Origin of the sequence: Pseudomonas sp. Leaf58 (genome assembly GCF_003627215.1) — a bacterium.
In the GTDB taxonomy this organism is placed as follows: Bacteria; Pseudomonadota; Gammaproteobacteria; order Pseudomonadales; family Pseudomonadaceae; genus Aquipseudomonas.
In genome coordinates this window covers 1855006-1872074 of record NZ_CP032677.1, presented here as the reverse complement: position 1 = coordinate 1872074, position 17069 = coordinate 1855006, and the positions used below count along the sequence as shown (strand labels likewise).

Sequence of the window (17069 nt, the reverse complement as noted above, 5' to 3'; positions counted from 1 at the left end):
AGCCTACAACAACCTGTTTGGTCGCCGGGGCTGTGCATTCGCTCAGGCAGCCAGACCTTTCTTCAACTGCTGCAACCAGGCAGCCTGACACTCCAGCGCCTCTTCACGCGTGGCGAATGCTGTACCACGGCGCTCGCCATTGACCAGCACTACCCAGCAGATGCGTTTGCCCAACGCCCGCAGCGTGCTCGGCACGCCCGAGCCAATCATCACGGCTACATCGACCTGGCTACTCATCATACCCTCCGGAATTTGATTAGCACCCTAACGATAAAGCCATGATACGCCTGCTCGTCACGCGGAAACAGCGCATCGCTGTACAGCAGTGTTACGCACTGGGCAACAAAACCTCTGCCAACAAGAAACGCCAAAAGCCCCAGGGATCGCTCCGTGGGGCTGGGTACACCGCGCGGGGTTACACCTGGCGCTGGTGGCGGTCGAGCTGCTCGTGGCGCTCCTGGGCTTCGATGCAGTACTTGGTGGTCGGGCTGATCAGCAGACGCTTCAGGCCAATCGGCTCACCACTGTCATCGCACCAGCCGAAGCTTTCGTCGGCAATACGGTCCAGGGCCATTTCCAGCTGAGGCAACAGGCGCTGGTCGCGGTCGATGGCATTGACCAGCCAGCTACGCTCTTCTTCGACCGAAGCTACATCGGCAGGGTCCGACGGGGTGTCCAGGCCTTCGATGGTGGTGCGGCTGAGTTCGATGCGTTCATGGGTTTCGACTTTCATCGCCTGCAGCAGCCCAGTGAAGAAGGCCAGCTGTTCAGCGTTCATGTAGTCATCGGCCGACATGGCCAGCAACTGTTCCTTGGTCATCGATTTCTCTATGAAAAAATGTGCATTGGGGCGATTCGGGTGCCGCCGACGCCTTGGCGTCGGCAGCAGAATTTTTCAAGCGCCAACCGGCACTCTTTTTACAGGGGGCGGCAGTCTAAGGCGCCACGTCGCGTGGAGCAACTGCAAATGGGTGCGAATTTGCTTCCGATGCCTACAATCCGCTGGTCGGTGCTCGGAGGTGAGGCTTGGGGTGGGCGTGTGGGGGCTGATACGGATTGGGTTCGGGCTACCAAGTGCAGGGCGGGGATTGGGTGAGGGCTACCAGGTGTTTACCATGACATTTTCAGCGCCTGTGAGACCTCTCAAGGCATGCACCCAAAGGCCCCACCCAGCCAGCCCCCCCGCCAGAATCAACGATCTTTGAACTGCGCCTCACGCTTGGCAATAAAGGCTGCCATCCCCTCTTTCTGGTCTTCGGTGGAGAAGGCCGCATGGAACACGCGACGCTCAAAGCGCACACCCTCGCTGAGGGTCACCTCGAACGCACGGTTGACGCTCTCCTTGACCATCATGCTCACCGGGATCGACTTGCTGGCAATGGTCGCGGCCACCTTCAGCGCCTCCTCCAGCAGTTCCGCCTGCGGCACGATACGCGCCACCAGGCCCGCACGCTCGGCCTCTTCAGCGCCCATCAAACGGCCAGTCAGGCACAGTTCCATGGCCTTGGCCTTGCCCACCGCTCGGGTCAGGCGCTGGGTGCCGCCCATGCCCGGCAGCACACCGAGGTTGATTTCCGGCTGGCCAAACTTGGCGTTGTCGGCAGCCAGGATAAAGTCGCACATCATCGCCAGCTCACAGCCTCCGCCCAAGGCAAAGCCGGATACCGCGGCAATGATCGGCTTGCGTCGGTTGGCAATGCGGTCGGCATCACTGAACAGGTCGTCAACGTAGATTTGCGGGTATTGCAGCTCGGCCATTTCCTTGATGTCGGCGCCAGCGGCAAAGGCCTTGGCGGAACCGGTCAGCACCACGCAGCCAATGCTCGGGTCACGCTCAAGCTGGTCCAGCGCCTGGTTGATCTCGCCGACGATCTGCGCGTTCAGTGCGTTCAGCGCCTGGGGGCGGTTGAGGGTGATCAGGCCGACCTTGCCGTGGATGTCCAACAGGATGGTTTCGAATGCCATGCAGTCTGCTCCTTCAAAGATTACGCGCAATGACCATGCGCTGAATGTCGCTGGTGCCTTCGTAGATCTGGCAAACCCGAACGTCGCGGTAGATCCGCTCCAGCGGGAAGTCGCTCAGATAGCCATAACCGCCCAGGGTCTGCAAGGCGTCCGAACAGACCTTTTCGGCCATTTCCGAGGCAAACAGCTTGGCCATCGACGCTTCCACCAGCGCCGGGCGCCCGGCATCGCGCAGCGCGGCGGCATGCAGCACCATCTGCCGGGCCACGGCAATTTTCGTTGCCATGTCGGCCAGGCGGAAGGCCACGGCCTGGTGTTCGATCAGCGCCTTGCCAAAACTCTGCCGCTCGTTGGCGTAGTCGCGCGCCACTTCGAACGCCGCACGGGCCATGCCCACGGCCTGCGAGGCGATGCCGATACGGCCACCTTCAAGGTTGGCCAGGGCAATCTTGTAGCCCTCGCCTTCGGCGCCCAGGCGGTGGGCCACCGGCACGCGCACATTGTCGAAGACAATCTGGCAGGTATCGGAGGCATGTTGGCCGAGCTTGTCCTCGACCCGCGCCACTTGGTAACCGGGCGCATCAGTAGGCACGATGAAGGCGCTGATACCGCGCTTGCCGGCGTCCGGGTCGGTCACGGCAAACACGATCACCACCCCAGCGTTCTGCCCAGAGGTGATGAACTGCTTGCTGCCGTTGAGCACGTAGTGGTCACCCTCCAGGCGTGCACGGGCCTTCAGGCTGCTGGCATCGGAGCCGGCCTGCGGTTCGGTCAGGGCGAAGGCGCCAAGCATGGCGCCGGTGGCCAGCGGGGTCAGAAACTGTGCCTTCTGCTGTTCGGTGCCAAACCGCAGGATCGGCACACAGCCTACCGAGTTGTGCACGCTCATGATGGTCGAGCAGGCGCCATCACCGGCGGCAATTTCTTCCAAGGCCATGGCGTAGGCCACGTAACCGGTGTCGCTACCGCCCCACTGCTCGGGTACCAGCATGCCGAACAGGCCCAACTCGGCCATCTCCGCGATGGCTTCCTTGGGGAAGCGATGTTCCTTGTCCCACTGCTCGGCAAACGGCTTCAAGCGCTCCTGGGCAAAAGCGCGTACCGCGTCGGCGATTTGTTGTTGCTCGTCAGTTACCAGCATGGTTCACCTCAGTACAGGCATTCGACGGCCATGGCCGTGGCCTCGCCACCGCCAATGCAGATGGCCGCCACGCCACGGCGCAGATTGTTCTGGCGCAGGGCCGACAACAGCGTCACCAAAATGCGCGCGCCAGAGGCGCCGATCGGGTGGCCGAGGGCGCAAGCGCCGCCATGGATATTGACCTTGTCGTGCGGCAGGTCGAGGTGCTTCATGGCCGCCAGGGTGACCACGGCAAAGGCCTCGTTGATCTCGAACAGGTCGACCTCGGCCAGGTTCCAGCCGGTGCGCTTCATCAGCTTGTCGATGGCACCGATCGGGGCGGTGGGGAACAGTGCCGGGGTGTCGGCGAAGGCGGCATGGCCGTGAATCACCGCCAGCGGTTTGAGGCCGCGCTTGTCTGCTTCGGAGCGGCGCATCAGCACCAACGCAGCAGCACCGTCGGAAATCGAGCTGGCGTTGGCAGCGGTCACCGTGCCGCCTTCGCGGAACGCCGGCTTGAGCTGCGGGATCTTGTCCAGGCGCGCCTTGGGCGGCTGCTCGTCGTCCTTGATGAGGCGCTTTTGCTTACCCTCGGTGACCTCCACCGGCACGATCTCGGCGGCAAAGCGGCCGCTTTTGATCGCGTCCTGGGCACGGGTTAGCGAGGCAATGGCGAACTGGTCCTGGGCCTCACGGCTGAAGGCGTTGGCCTGGGCGCAGTCTTCGGCAAAGGTGCCCATCAAGCGGCCTTTGTCGTAGGCGTCTTCCAGGCCGTCCATGAACATGTGGTCGATGATCTTGCCGTGGCCCATGCGGTAGCCGCCACGGGCCTTGTCCAGCAGGTACGGCGCGTTGGTCATGCTTTCCATGCCGCCGGCAACCACGACGTCGGCGGTGCCGGCCAGCAGCAGGTCATGGGCCATGATCGCTGCCTGCATGCCCGAGCCGCACATTTTGTTCAGGGTGGTGCAGGTGGTGTGCTTGTCCAGCCCGGCACCCAGCGCCGCCTGGCGCGCCGGCGCCTGGCCCAGGCCGGCCGGCAGCACGCAGCCGAACAGCACCTGCTCGACACTGGCAGCATCGATGCCGGCACGCTCTACGGCGCCACGGATGGCCGCGCTGCCCAGTTGCGGTGCGGTCAAGCTCTTGAGGTCGCCCTGCAGGCCGCCCATGGGCGTACGCACGGCGCTGACGATAACGATCGGGTCATTGGCGAGGGTCATGTTCGCTCTCCTTACTTGGCAGCCATGCGCAGTGCACCGTCGAGGCGGATCACCTCGCCGTTGAGCATGCTGTTCTCGATGATGTGACGGGCCAGCGCAGCGTATTCATGCGGGCGGCCCAGGCGCGGCGGGAACGGTACGCCAGCAGCCAGCGATGCGCGCACTTCCTCGGTCATGCCGGCCATCATTGGTGTTTCGAAAATACCGGGGGCGATGGTCATCACACGGATGCCGAAACGCGCCAGTTCACGGGCAGCCGGCAGGGTCAGGCTGGCGATAGCGCCCTTGGAAGCGGCGTAGGCGGCCTGGCCGATTTGGCCGTCATAGGCGGCGATGGAGGCGGTGTTGATGATGACCCCGCGTTCGCCGCCGCCATCGGCCGGCCCTTCGGCCATGGCCGCAGCGGCCAGGCGCAGCAGGTTGAAGCTGCCGATCAGGTTGACGTTGATCACCTTGGCAAAGCTGGCTAGGCCATGCGGCCCCTGTTTGCCCAGCACTTTTTCGGCACCGACGATACCGGCGCAGTTGACTAGGCCGTGCAGGCTGCCAAACGCACTGAGCGCCGCCTCGACCGCCGCTTGTGCGGCCTGCTCGTCGCTGATGTCGGCCACTGCGAAGTGTGCATTGTCACCCAGCTCGCGGGCCTTGGCCTCGACGGCCTGGGCATTGAGGTCGACCAGCATGACCTTGGCGCCGGCCTCGATCAGCATCTGCGCGGTGGCAGCACCCAGCCCGGAGGCAGCGCCGCTAACGATGAAGTGTTTGTTGGCTATTTGCATGATCGGTTTCCTTTCAGGCGCTCGCAGGGGTGGCCTGTTGCGCTTGTTGTTTGGCGACTTCCTGGTTGCGCAGGATGAAGCGTTGCAGCTTGCCGCTCGGGGTTTTGGGCAGCTCACTGACGAATTCGATTTCTCTTGGGTAGGCATGCGCGTACAGGCGCTGGCGCACGTGCTGGCGCAAGGTTTCTTCCAGCTCGGCATTGCCTTGGTAACCACCGGCCAATACCACAAAAGCCTTGATCAGCTCGGTACGCTCAGGGTCTGGCTTGCCGATCACCGCCGCCTCGATCACCGCCGGGTGCTCAATCAGGGCGCTCTCGACATCGAACGGGCCGACTCGGTAGCCGGAGGTGGTAATCACGTCATCGCTACGCCCAACGAAGCTGATGCTGCCGTCCTGGTTCAGCTCGACAGTGTCGCCGCTAAGGTAGTACTTGCCGACGAAGGCTTTGGTCGCCAGGCCGTGGTAGCCCGCGAACCAGCACAGCGGCGATTGCTCGCGGTCGACAGCAAGGATGCCCGGCTGGCCGGCTGGCAGTTCATTGCCCTGCTCGTCCAGCACCACGATGCGGTGGCCGGGGATGGCAAAACCGGCCGAGCCCAGGTGCACCGGGTGCTGCAGGCCATGGTGGTTGCACAGCACCATGCCCAGCTCGGTCTGCCCGTAGTGGTCGTGGATGGTCACGCCCAGTTCGTCGGCGAACCAGCGGATCACTTCCGGGTTGAGCGGTTCGCCAGCGCTGCTGACCACTCGCAGGCGGCCCTTGATTGGCGCCGAGAACCCATCGCCCGCAGCGATCAGCATACGGTAAGCAGTGGGCGAGCCGGCCAGGTTGGTGATGCCCAGCTTGGCGATCACCCTGGCGCAGCTTTCGACGCTGAACGGGCCATCGTAGAAGGTGGTGGCGTGGCCCAGCGACAGCGGGCCGGTGACCGCGTAATACAGGCCATAGGCCCAACCCGGGTCGGCCAGGTTCCAGAAGATGTCTTCGGGGCGCAGATCGATGGCATCGCGCATGTAGCCCTGGAAAGCGACGATGGCACGCAGCGGCACTTCCAGCGGTTTGGCCGGGCCGGTGGTGCCGGAGGTGAACATCAGCAGGAACGGGTCGTTACCCGCGCGCATGACCGGCTCGCAGACATCCGCGGCATGGTCCAGGCACTGCTGGAAGTCCAGCTCGCCGCTGCGGGCGTTGACTGTGATGATGGTCGGGCAAGCGTGCACATCGTCCAGCTTGGCGCGGTTGTGGCTGTCGGTGACGACCACGCGGGCATGGGACTGCTCCAGGCGGTGCTCGATGGCCTTGGGGCCGAACGCGGTGAACAGTGGCTGATAGACGGCCCCGAGGCGCCAGGTGGCAAGGATGGTAACCAGTAATTGCGGGGTCCGCGGCATCAGGCCGGCAACCCGGTCCCCGGGTGCCACGCCCTGTGCCTTGAGCACATTGGCAAAACGCGCAGCTTGCGCCTTGAGCTGGTCGAAGCTGTACCGCGTGGTGTTGCCATCGCGGTCTTCGTGGATCAGCGCCAGCGTGTCGGCACCGGCATGGCGGTCGCAGCATTCGACACAGGCATTGAGGGCTTCGAGGTTGCCATGCAACGCCGCCGCAGCAGCCTGGCCATGGTCGAACGCACGAGCGGCCTCGGTGTAATCACGCATCGTCAGACTCCTGGTTTCTTGTTTTTGGAGTTAAACCATCGGTCTGACGATGTTCGCGCCGCACAGGCCCGGCGGCAATGGCCTAAGTTGTCAATCTGGATGACTGGTTTGGCCGCTGGGTGACAGGGCTTCTGCCCGCACCGGCAAAGCCGCTCGGGTCAGTTGCAGGGCCAGTTCAGCAAGCGCCTCGTCCCGCTCCTGAAGCAAACGCTTGGCCTGTGCCAGATAATGTGGGTCGCCCAGCGCGGCCTCGCTGCCGGGCTGCGATTGCCCCTGCGTTTCCATCGCTTCCCACTGCTCAAGGTAGCCGTCCTCAATGGCCGCGAATGCCGCAGCGTTCTGCGCACGCAAGGCGGCTTGCCAGAACGGCAGCTTGCTGATGAACACGGCGCGCTCATCGGTGGCCTCGGCCGCAAGTACCCTGCTGTAGGCATTGTCAATGTCGGCTTCTTCCACTTCGGCCAAGGTCGCGAACCACAGGCTGTCGGCTTGGCCCAGCAGGTTAAGGCGGTGGGCAAGGTGTGTACGGTAGACCAGGCTCACCTCAACTTCCTCTTCGTCGTCCTCCCCTTGCTGCCAGCGCCCGTCAGCGTAACGGGCATTCATGTCTTCGCGCGCCAAGTCCTCCACCTTCTTCAGGCGGAACAGACGCTGCGCCAGGCGTAGCCGCTCATTGGCGGTGGCTGCCGGCTCGCCATTGTGGGTGAGTTGTGAGACGTGCATGCCAACCTCTAACTGGCTGAAGCAGTGCGCAGCGCTATCGGCGCAGGTGCGGGGGTCGGCGGCGAGCTCGAACAGGTCCTGGCGCACTCGATCACTGGTGCTTGCCGCCGAAATCACTCCCCACACGCGACGGCCGATTTCTTGTGGAACCACAATGAAGTCGGTACTCCGGGTCAGCTCGTCGAGCAAGTCGAAGAAAGCGTCGCCGCGCTCCTCGGCGCGCAATGCGTCCCATTGCACCCCGGCAGCCTGGCGCTGGTCATCGGGCAAAGTATCCAACCACCGGGTTTTCCCCGAAGGCTCGTCATCGGCGCCAGGCGCAGGCTCCGGCGTGGGCGGAGGTACCGGGCGCAAGCGGTCAAGTTGCTCTACCGGCAGCGGGTTACCAGAAAGCACCAGCACCTGGCGGCGCAACACGGGTGTGTCGAGCACATCATCTGGAAGATGAGCGACCTGGTTGTTGCTCAGGTCGACGTAGGTCAGCCGCTCGCACCGCTCAAGGCCGTCAGGTAGCGCGCTGAGGTTGGTGTTGCGCAAGTTCAAGGACGCCAGGTTTACCAGTTGCCCCACGCGCAAGCCGATCGAGCCAATCACATTGTCACTGAGATCAAGGAAACGCAGTTGTCTGCAGTTGGCCAGCACCTGCGCCTGCGCTGCCGTGAAGCGGATACGGTTGCCTGTCAGGTTCAGCTCCTCCAGGTGCGTCAGCTGCTCCAAGCCGGCCGGCAGGGTCTGCAACTGGTTGTAGCCCAAACGCAGTGTCTTCAGCCGCGGGAAGCAGGCCAGAAAGCCTGGCGGCAATACGCTTAGGCGCATGTTGACAAGTGTCAATTGGAGGACGTGGCCATAGTCAGTGCCAACGGGCAGCGTGGGCAGCTCACCTACGGGTAGCGAGGCCAAATACAGCTGTGAGCCCCAGCCATATTGCCCTGGGTCGGGCAGGCGCACACCCTCCATGCGCCAGGCCCGGCGAAACTCGTCACTGACCTGCAAGCGCTGCTCACGCTGAAACCGTTGCGGATGGCGCGCCCAGGCGTTGAGGCGTTCGTCCAAGCGGTCATATTCCTGCTCTTGGTTCAACAGCGCGCTATAAGGCGATAGGGTGTATTGATACAACAGCCCGAGATAACGTTCGACCGCCTCTTCATTGAAGCTTGGGTAAAGGCTACGAATCCGGCGGCGCAGCGTTAATTCGGGCTGCTCCAGGCATGACAGCAGCGGCCCGAGTGGGTACCCCACGCGGCCATCCTCCAGGCGCTGAAGTACTGCCCCCAACGGCCTGGCTTCACGCCAGCCCATCAGCTTTAACATCCCTTGGCGATCAGCCGGGAGCCCGGTTTGCAGCTGCGCCCGAATCTGCCCTGGAACATCGTCACCTAGCCACCCCATTTTCTGCAAAAAACCGGGTGCTAAAACGGCCGCCAACACTTCGAACACCCCGTGCGGTTCGGCCACCTTCAGCTCGCTCTGCAAGCCCGCCTTGTCATAGAGCACGAAGCGTCCGTCCTTCCAGACCATATCAAGCTGTTGCGCCAACTCGTCATAGGCAGGCTGCAGGCGCTCCAGCACTGCCCCGGACAATGAACCCTCCCGCCACACCAGGTCGACCTGACCGGCGGCAAGGCCGGCCTTGCGCAGCAAAATGAACACCAGCCTTACCAGGTCGGCACAATAGCTGCCGCGCAGGTACAGCGCTTCGCGCAGCCGAACCAGGCGCACCTCTTGTAGCAGCGCCCGTGCCCGCTGCGCCAGGGCCAGCGGCAGGCGCGAATGGCCGATGAGTGTTTCGCGCATCGCCTGCGAAGCGTCTTTAAGCAACTCCAGCGCATAAGCCTTCGGCAACGTGGGGAAATGCCGCGCCAGCGCTGGCAGCGCCGGGTCATCGCGCAGATATTGCTCGGCAAAATGGTCGAGCATCGATGGGCGCAAGCGCTCTGCATGGTCAATAGCCGCAGTGAGCTGGTCCTCCAGCGCCTCGTCGTGCAGGGCGAGTATCTGACTGCACCACTGCAAGCGGGCTACAAAGCCCTCGCCCTCGCTGGTTTGCGCGAAGAAACGCTCGTTTTGCTCGTGCACCGCAAACCGCTCGAGCGTGTCACGCAAAGCAACCGGCAGTGCACGGCGTTCGACCAACAGTTTGCGCAGCATCGGCTCGTCAACATCGGCAACCCGCAGTATCTGCGCCAACCGCTCGGCATCCAGCGCCCTGGCCGCGGGCCACAGGCGTGTCAGCAGGTGCGCGCTGCCTTGCCACTCCAGCGGGCGGTAGACACTCAGCCACCAGCCACGCTCACCATTGCCCCGAAGCGGCGGGCCATAAACCTGTGCACCCTCGCGGTGCAGCAGCCGCCAGTTACCCTTGGCATCCTGGCGCACCGCATAAAATGTACCGTCGTCATGCCACCAAAGGCTGCCGTCAGCGCTGAACAGACCATCATGGCGCTCGCGCATCAACAGCTGTGCGGGCGCTTTGCGATAGGGCTCAAGGTCGTTGCGCCATAGCCGTTGCGTGCCCTGTTCGGTGGTGATCGGCTCCAGCGACTCGACGAAGGCATTGCGCGCCGTGTGCACCCCCAGCGCCGTCACCCCTAGCAGTGCGGCGGACGTGGCCACCGTCAACAGGTGCTCCAAGGCTTCGTGTTGATGGCCCTGGCTCCAGTCGTTGACGCCGGCGAAAACGTGGCCGAGTAACTGCCTGGCCATGTCGGCCAACAACAGCCCGCCAATTACCGGTACGAACAGGCCGGCCAACCCCAACAACGTCAGCCCGGCATCGGCAATATTGGCCAACCGTTTGGCTGTCGCAGCGCTGTCGGCGTCCGCTGTGGGCACGGCCAGGAACCGCGCATCAGCCTTGATGCGCTGCACATGCCATTGGGCCAGCCCGCTGAACACATCGCCCTTGATCGAAACACCTGCGGGCTGCAGGTCTGGCTGGTCATCGCTCAAGCGCTGGTTGAGCAATGTCAGGTAGCCCGTACGGTCGCTCAAGGCAATACACTGAACCAACGCCTCCTTGAACGCGTTGCCGGCCATTGCCTGCACAAGCGCCCGGTTCGCCGCGTCCCAGTCAGCGAACCGGCGCAACGGGAAGTCCCCAGCCTGGGGCAGGTACACAATTACCCCTTTCAGGCGGTTGGGGGGCCCATAAGGAAAGTCGCCTTGCTGCCGCGTTGGCTGGTGAAGCTCAAACGCCATGCCACCATCCACCCGGCAACCCAGCAGCTGTAACGCCCTGGCTTCAACCTGCCAGCCTTGCGCATGTAGCGCCGGTTGAGCGCGGCCTATCAAGCGCAGCATCTGCAGGTCGCTGCTGGCAAGCTGCCCCTGCAATGCGGCCAGCTCCGCAGCCAGCGCCAGCGCCAGGCGTAGGTCCTTGGCCAGCGTGTCGGTAAAGGTTTGCCCCAGCACCTTGGCCAGGTAGCTTTGGTAAGCGGACCCGACATCACTTTCGCGGCACACGGTGACCAGGGTGTCGACACGGTCGATCACCGGCTGTGCCGGCTCACCCGCAATAGGCGAAACCTTGAACACGGCAGTGTCGTCGGAAAACGACTCACCCGCGCTAAAGTTTTGCAACAGCTTCTGTAACAGGGGTTGCAGCACCAGTTGGGTCTCGAAGTCCGGGGGCAAAACCCCCTCGATCGGGTTGAACGGCTGGGTACTGACGCGCAAGCGCTGCTCTTGCCATACCGCAGTTTCAAGGTCGACGGTAACGTCCATCTTTGCCTGGATGGCTGCACCGAGGCGGTCCTTGGCGAACGCATCCAGTGGCTGTATCTGCTTGTACAAGCCGGCCATCAACTGCTGGCTTCGCAAGTGGGCCACAACGCTGGCCTGTAGTGCTTTGACCTGTCGGTGATCGGCGCTCGTCATCCAGCCGGGCAGGAGGGGGACGATGAAATCGTTGGCGGGGTACTGGGTTTGCGGCCGTAGGGTGGAGGTGGGCATGAGCAAGGTCCTGGCTGTCAAAAGCCATTACCTTGCTCAGCGCTGGTGCGTGGCAGCAGCAGGAATCATTGTAAATAGCCGCCCCGCTGCCTTGGGGCGTGGCTGGCCGTGTTCCACCTGCTAACCGCGGTCGCGGGCCTGGATCAGCGCACGGTAATGCCCGGGGTTGCAACCGAACCATTTGCGGAACGCCTTGTAAAACGAGCTGCTGTCGGCAAAACCCAGGCGCTCGGCGATCTCGCCCATGGCCGCTTCATGCCGGCCCAACCAGGCAATGGCCAATTCGCGGCGCGCACTGTCCTTGAGGCCTTGGTAGGACTGTCCCTCCTCGGCCAGCCGGCGGCGCAACGTGGACGGTGACAGGCACAACTGGCGCGCCAGCGCGTCACCATCAGGCCACTGGCCCGGTGGCAGGCGCAACAAGTCGGCGCGAATACGCAGGCCCAGGCTGGCCGGGTCGCGGTACTTGACCAAAATGTTACCCGGCGCCTCGGCCAAAAACCGCTGCAACTCTTCCTCACTGCGCTTGATGGGTATATCCAGGCAATCGGCGGCAATGATCATGCGGGTGCGGGGGCGGTCGAACTGCAGGTTATCGGAAAACATCACCCGATAATCGCCACAAAACGGCGGTTCGGCGCAGCGCAGGTCGACGGCCAGAATCGGGATACGGCGGCCGGCCAACCAGCACGCCACACCATGCACGATCATCCAGAAGGTGAAATAGGTAAACGCGCGCCGCGGCTCATCGCAGGGCTCGTTGATGACGATTTCCGCCAGCCCCTGCTGGCGCACCAAGCCTGGCTGCAGGTCTTCGAGCATCAACGAAAGAAACGCCAACGCGGTTTCCAGCCCTGCACCAAGTGTGGGTTGGGCCATGCTGGCCCGGCACATGAAGGCCAGGCTGCCGCTGCGCAGGCCACGCCGGTCCATGGCGAAGAATTCGTCGTTGCAGCGCCGCGCCAACAATCGCCACAGCCGGGCATAGGCCTCGGCGCTGACCCGCGCCGCAGGCAGGTGCAACTGTTCGACAGCAATACCCGCCCGGGCCAGCAAGCCGGTATCGGGCTGGCCAGCGGGGCAGGTCTGCATCAGCGCCTCGCGCACCAACTGCATGGAAATGGTGTTTTTTTCGCTCATCGAAGGTCCTGTCGGCTCAATGCCGGCCATTTTCGGCCGCCCCCTTGAAACCGCCATCATAGCCCTGCCGCCAGGCCGAGAAAGGCCTGAATCAGGCGCAGTTCGCGACGGCGCTCCAGGCAGCCGATCAAGTGCTGGTTGCGCAGCCCTTCGCCGGCCAGTGGCCGTGCCACCACCCTTGGGTCATGGGCCACTTCGGTGGACGAAACCACGCCAATGCCCAGCTCCGAAGCCACCGCTTCGGTTACCGCCTCGCGGCTGTCCAGCTCCAGCAGTACACGCGGCTGCACGCCAGCGGCGGCGCAGGCCTTGTCGAAGGTGCGCCGAGTGGTCGAACTGGGTTCACGCAGCACCATGATCTGCTGGTGCAAGGCGGCCAACGGTAGGTCGCGCTCCGCGCTGGCCCAGGCATGCCCCGCCGGCAGCAAGGCACACAGCCGCGACTCGCAAAGGTTTTGCAAATGCAGGCCCTTGCGCGGTTCGATCTCGGTCAGCACGGCCACGTCGGCATGCTCGCTGAGCAGTGCAGCCAGGGTTTCCTGGGCATTGCCCAGGCGCAGGTTGACGGTAATGCCCGGGTAGCGCTCACGCAGCACGGCCAGCATCGGCATGACCCGGTGCGGGCCGTCGGCCGCCACTTCCAGGCGCCCGGTCAACAGCTGGCGGTTGGCCTCAAGCATAGCCTGTGCTTCTTCGGCCAGGCCGAACATGGCACGGGTGATGGCCGCCAGCCGGGTGCCCTCTTCGGTCAACTCCACCCGCCGCGCAGTACGCCGCAACAAGGTGATCTGGTAGTGCTCCTCCAGTGCCTTGACGTGCCCGGTCACCGCCGGCTGGCTGATGAACAGGCGTGCAGCAGCACGGGTGAAGCTGCCCTCACGGGCCACGGCATCGAAGGCGCGCAACTGGAACAGGTTCATTTGTATCGGCCTGACTTATAGCTCGGATAACGACAAACAATTTGATTGATGGCAGCGCGAATTGCAACCTAGCCCCGTCGTTCACGCCACCGCTTGTGAGGAATAACGGAATGAGCAACGCCCCGATCCTGCTGACCCCCGGCCCACTGACTACCTCGTCCCGCACCCGCCAAGCCATGCTGGTGGACTGGGGCTCCTGGGACCGTGATTTCAACCAACTGACGGCCAGCGTGTGCGAACAATTGCTGGCCATTCTCGACGGCAGCGCCAGCCACCACTGCGTGCCCCTGCAAGGCAGCGGCACCTTCGCCGTGGAAGCCGCCATCGGCACCTTGGTGCCGCGCAATGGCAAGGTTCTGGTGCTGATCAACGGCGCCTACGGCCAGCGCCTGGCAAAAATCTGCAAGGTACTGGGCCGCACCTACAGCACCTTTGAAACCGCCGAAGACCAGCCGACCACCGCCGCCGACGTCGACCGCCTGCTGGCTGCCGACCCGGCTATTACACATGTCGCACTGATCCATTGCGAAACCAGCACCGGCATCCTCAACCCATTGGCCGAGATCGCCCGAGTGATCAAAGGCCACGGCAAGCGCCTGATCATCGATGCCATGAGTTCGTTCGGCGCACTGCCCATCGATGCCCGCGAAATACCCTTCGAGGCCCTGATCGCTGCCTCCGGCAAATGCCTGGAAGGCGTACCGGGCATGGGCTTCGTGTTTGCCGAAAAAACCGCCCTGGCTGCCGCCGAAGGCAATGCCCACTCGCTGGCCATGGACCTGCACGACCAGCACGCCTACATGGCCAAGACCGGCCAGTGGCGCTTCACCCCGCCCACCCACGTGGTCGCCGCCCTGCACGAAGCGCTGCAGCAATACAACGAGGAAGGTGGCTTGCCAGCACGCCACCAACGCTACGCGGACAACTGCAAGACCCTGCTCGAAGGCATGGCCGCCATCGGCCTGCGCAGCTTCCTGCCGGCCGCGATCCAGGCGCCGATCATTGTCACCTTCCACGCGCCGAACGATGCCCGCTACCAGTTCAAAGACTTCTATGAGCGGGTCAAGGCCAAGGGCTTCATCCTCTACCCAGGCAAGCTGACCCAAGTGGAAACCTTCCGTGTCGGCTGCATCGGCGTGGTCGGGGCGGACGGCATGCAGGCCGCCGTGAACGCCGTGGCCGAAGTGCTGCGGGAAATGGAAGTGCTGGACATCTGACCCTCTGCCCACCCTATTTCAGGAATTAGCCCACATGAACTACAGCAACCCCACCCAGCTGCAAGCCGCCATCCTCGACTGGGCCGGCACCGTGGTCGACTTCGGCTCCTTCGCCCCAACCCAGATATTCGTCGAAGCTTTTGCCGAATTCGATGTGCAGGTGTCCATCGAAGAAGCCCGCGGCCCGATGGGCATGGGCAAGTGGGACCACATCCGCACCTTGTGCGATGTGCCGGCGATAGCCGAGCGCTACCGCAAGGTGTTCGGCCGTACCCCGACCGACGATGACGTCACTGCCCTCTACAACCGCTTCATGCCGCTGCAGATCGAGAAAATTGCCGTGCACTCGGCACTGATCCCCGGCGCCCTGAGCACCCTTACCGGGCTGCGCCAGGACGGCCTGAAGATCGGCTCGTGCTCGGGCTACCCGAAAGTGGTGATGGACAAAGTGGTGGAGTTGGCTGCGCAGAATGGCTACGTGGCCGACCATGTAGTGGCCACCGACGAAACCCCGAACGGCCGCCCATGGCCGGCCCAGGCGCTGGCTAACGTAATCGCCCTGGGGATCGACGATGTGGCGGCCTGCGTAAAGGTCGACGACACCGTGCCGGGTATTCTCGAAGGCCGCCGTGCCGGCATGTGGACCGTGGCCCTGGTGTGCTCGGGCAATGCCTTGGGGCTGACCTGGGAAGGCTACCAGGCACTGAGCGCCGAGCAGTTGGAGAGCGAACGCCAGCGCATTCACGCGCTGTTCGCCGGCTCCCGCCCGCACTACCTGATCGACACCATCAACGATTTGCCCGAAGTGGTTGCCGACATCAACCGGCGCTTGGCCAAGGGCGAAATGCCGCAAACATCCTGACCCGGGATGGGCTCGTCGCGAGACTTTCAGCGCCTGTGAGATCGAGCGCCGCCCGCGCGGCGCTTCGCGGCGCAAGGCCGCTCCCACATCTGTTTCGGGCCAGTCACTCCTGTGAGTTCACCTCTGCCCGCCTTGTTTGTTCCATTCGATATCGAAGGCTGCGCAACTGCTTTCCACCCATCTCCAGCCGTGCATCAAGGCTGCACCCCATCCGGCACAGGGATAATTGGCCCGAAACAGATGTGGGAGCGGCCTTGCGCCGCGAAGCGCCGCGCGGGCGGCGCTCGATCTCCCCGGCGCTGAAAATAACCAGGCAAACACCTGCCAAAACCTCCCACTACTCCGGCAACTGCACCTGCGGCTTGGTCGCCGCAAAGATTGCCCAGCTCGACAAGAACAAGGCAGCGATCAACGGCCCGATCACAAACCCGTTAAGCCCAAACACCGCCAACCCGCCCAGCGTCGACACCAGGATCAGGTAGTCCGGCATGCGCGTATCCTTGCCCACCAGAATCGGCCGCAAAAGGTTATCCACCAGGCCTATCACCAGCACGCCGAACGCGGTCAGGATCGCCCCCGGCAATATCGCCCCGGTCAGCAGGAAATACGCCGCCACCGGCGCCCAGACGATGCCCGCCCCCACTGCTGGCAACAGCGACAGAAACGCCATCAGCACCGCCCACACCAGCGCGCTGGGAATATCCAGTACCCAAAAAATTAAACCGCCCAACGCGCCCTGCGTAATGGCAACCAGCACATTGCCTTTCACCGTCGCCCGCACCACGCGGTTGAACTTCAGTTGCAACCGGCGCTTCTGCTGCTCGGGCAGCGGTACTGCCAGCCGCACCCGGCGGGCGACCTCCCCGCCTTCGCGCAGGAAGAAGAACAACAAGTACGTCATGACGCCGAAGCTGACCACGAACTCGAACGTGCCCTGGCCAAAGTTGAACGCCTGGCTGGCCAGCACTTGGCTGCCCTGGGTGGCCCACTTGGTAATCTTGTCGCGCAGCCCGTCCAGGTTACCCATGCCCATGCTGTCCAGGCCCTGCTGGGCAAAGGCCGGGAGCATGTCCTTGCCGCGCTCGACATAACCGGCGATGTCCAATTGCCCACTCTCGACACGCTGGTACAGCATGGCGCCTTCCTGCACCAACAGTGCACTGGTAATGATCACCGGCAGCACCGCCACCAGCAGGCACACCAACAAGGTGGCGGCCGCGGCCAGGTTGCGCCGGCGCCCAAAGCGGATCAGCAGGTGGCGCTGCAACGGGGCGAACAGGATGCCGAGTATCACCGCCCAGAAGATCGCGCCGTAGTAAGGCAGCAAAATCCACACGAAGGCGATGGTCACCAGCGCCAGAAGCACTGCCAGGGCTCTGTTCTGTAAAGCGGCTTCGTTCATTGCATATCCTCGGGTGGCTTCTTGGATATTAGTGCTCGCCGCTTGGCCAAAAGTGCCACGGTTTCCTTGATGCAAATCAATACGTGCCTTGTCCGCCAGCTCTAGCA

General features: G+C 63.5%; 13 protein-coding genes. 2 read left to right on the top strand and 11 right to left on the bottom strand.

Features of this window, described 5'->3' with window-relative positions:
* Positions 1-42 precede the first annotated feature (42 nt).
* From DV532_RS08735 to DV532_RS08690, 10 genes are all read right to left on the bottom strand, one after another.
* Positions 43-237, bottom strand: coding sequence for a hypothetical protein (locus tag DV532_RS08735; RefSeq protein WP_056806801.1), 195 nt, complete (start codon positions 235-237; stop codon positions 43-45).
* Between the two features lie 178 nt (positions 238-415).
* Entirely contained in the window at positions 416-820 is a 405-nt protein-coding gene (locus DV532_RS08730) for a TraR/DksA family transcriptional regulator (protein WP_056806797.1), read from the bottom strand.
* A 371-nt stretch (positions 821-1191) separates the two neighbouring features.
* A complete protein-coding gene (locus DV532_RS08725; protein WP_056806794.1) occupies positions 1192-1965 on the bottom strand; it encodes an enoyl-CoA hydratase in 774 nt (257 codons plus the stop codon).
* 13 nt (positions 1966-1978) lie between these two features.
* Positions 1979-3106 (bottom strand): acyl-CoA dehydrogenase, encoded by a 1128-nt coding sequence (locus DV532_RS08720; protein WP_056806792.1) that lies wholly within the window; start codon positions 3104-3106, stop codon positions 1979-1981.
* A gap of 8 nt (positions 3107-3114) precedes the next feature.
* A complete protein-coding gene (locus tag DV532_RS08715) occupies positions 3115-4308 on the bottom strand; it encodes an acetyl-CoA C-acyltransferase (RefSeq protein ID WP_056806789.1) in 1194 nt (397 codons plus the stop codon).
* An 11-nt stretch (positions 4309-4319) separates the two neighbouring features.
* Positions 4320-5087, bottom strand: a complete 768-nt coding sequence (locus DV532_RS08710) for an SDR family NAD(P)-dependent oxidoreductase (protein WP_056806786.1) — start codon at positions 5085-5087, stop codon at positions 4320-4322.
* Between the two features lie 13 nt (positions 5088-5100).
* Positions 5101-6747, bottom strand: a complete 1647-nt coding sequence (locus tag DV532_RS08705) for an acyl-CoA synthetase (protein WP_056806783.1) — start codon at positions 6745-6747, stop codon at positions 5101-5103.
* Between the two features lie 90 nt (positions 6748-6837).
* Positions 6838-11421 carry an NEL-type E3 ubiquitin ligase domain-containing protein gene (locus DV532_RS08700; RefSeq protein ID WP_056806780.1) on the bottom strand — a complete coding sequence of 1528 codons (4584 nt, stop codon included), beginning with the start codon at positions 11419-11421 and terminating at the stop codon, positions 6838-6840.
* A 120-nt stretch (positions 11422-11541) separates the two neighbouring features.
* Complete coding sequence (locus DV532_RS08695; RefSeq protein WP_056806777.1) at positions 11542-12561, bottom strand: AraC family transcriptional regulator; 1020 nt, start codon at positions 12559-12561, stop codon at positions 11542-11544.
* A gap of 56 nt (positions 12562-12617) precedes the next feature.
* A complete protein-coding gene (locus tag DV532_RS08690) occupies positions 12618-13481 on the bottom strand; it encodes a LysR substrate-binding domain-containing protein (protein ID WP_056806773.1) in 864 nt (287 codons plus the stop codon).
* Positions 13482-13591: 110 nt separating this feature from the next.
* Between DV532_RS08690 and DV532_RS08685 the strand changes: the two genes are divergently transcribed.
* The gene (locus DV532_RS08685; RefSeq protein ID WP_056806771.1) at positions 13592-14698 is read left to right on the top strand and encodes a 2-aminoethylphosphonate--pyruvate transaminase; all 1107 of its coding nucleotides are present in this window, start codon (positions 13592-13594) and stop codon (positions 14696-14698) included.
* Between the two features lie 34 nt (positions 14699-14732).
* Entirely contained in the window at positions 14733-15560 is an 828-nt protein-coding gene (gene phnX, locus DV532_RS08680; protein WP_056806769.1) for a phosphonoacetaldehyde hydrolase, read from the top strand.
* Between the two features lie 337 nt (positions 15561-15897).
* Here the strand turns inward: phnX and DV532_RS08675 are convergent, their stop codons facing one another.
* Complete coding sequence (locus DV532_RS08675; RefSeq protein WP_056806767.1) at positions 15898-16962, bottom strand: AI-2E family transporter; 1065 nt, start codon at positions 16960-16962, stop codon at positions 15898-15900.
* Positions 16963-17069 lie beyond the last annotated feature (107 nt).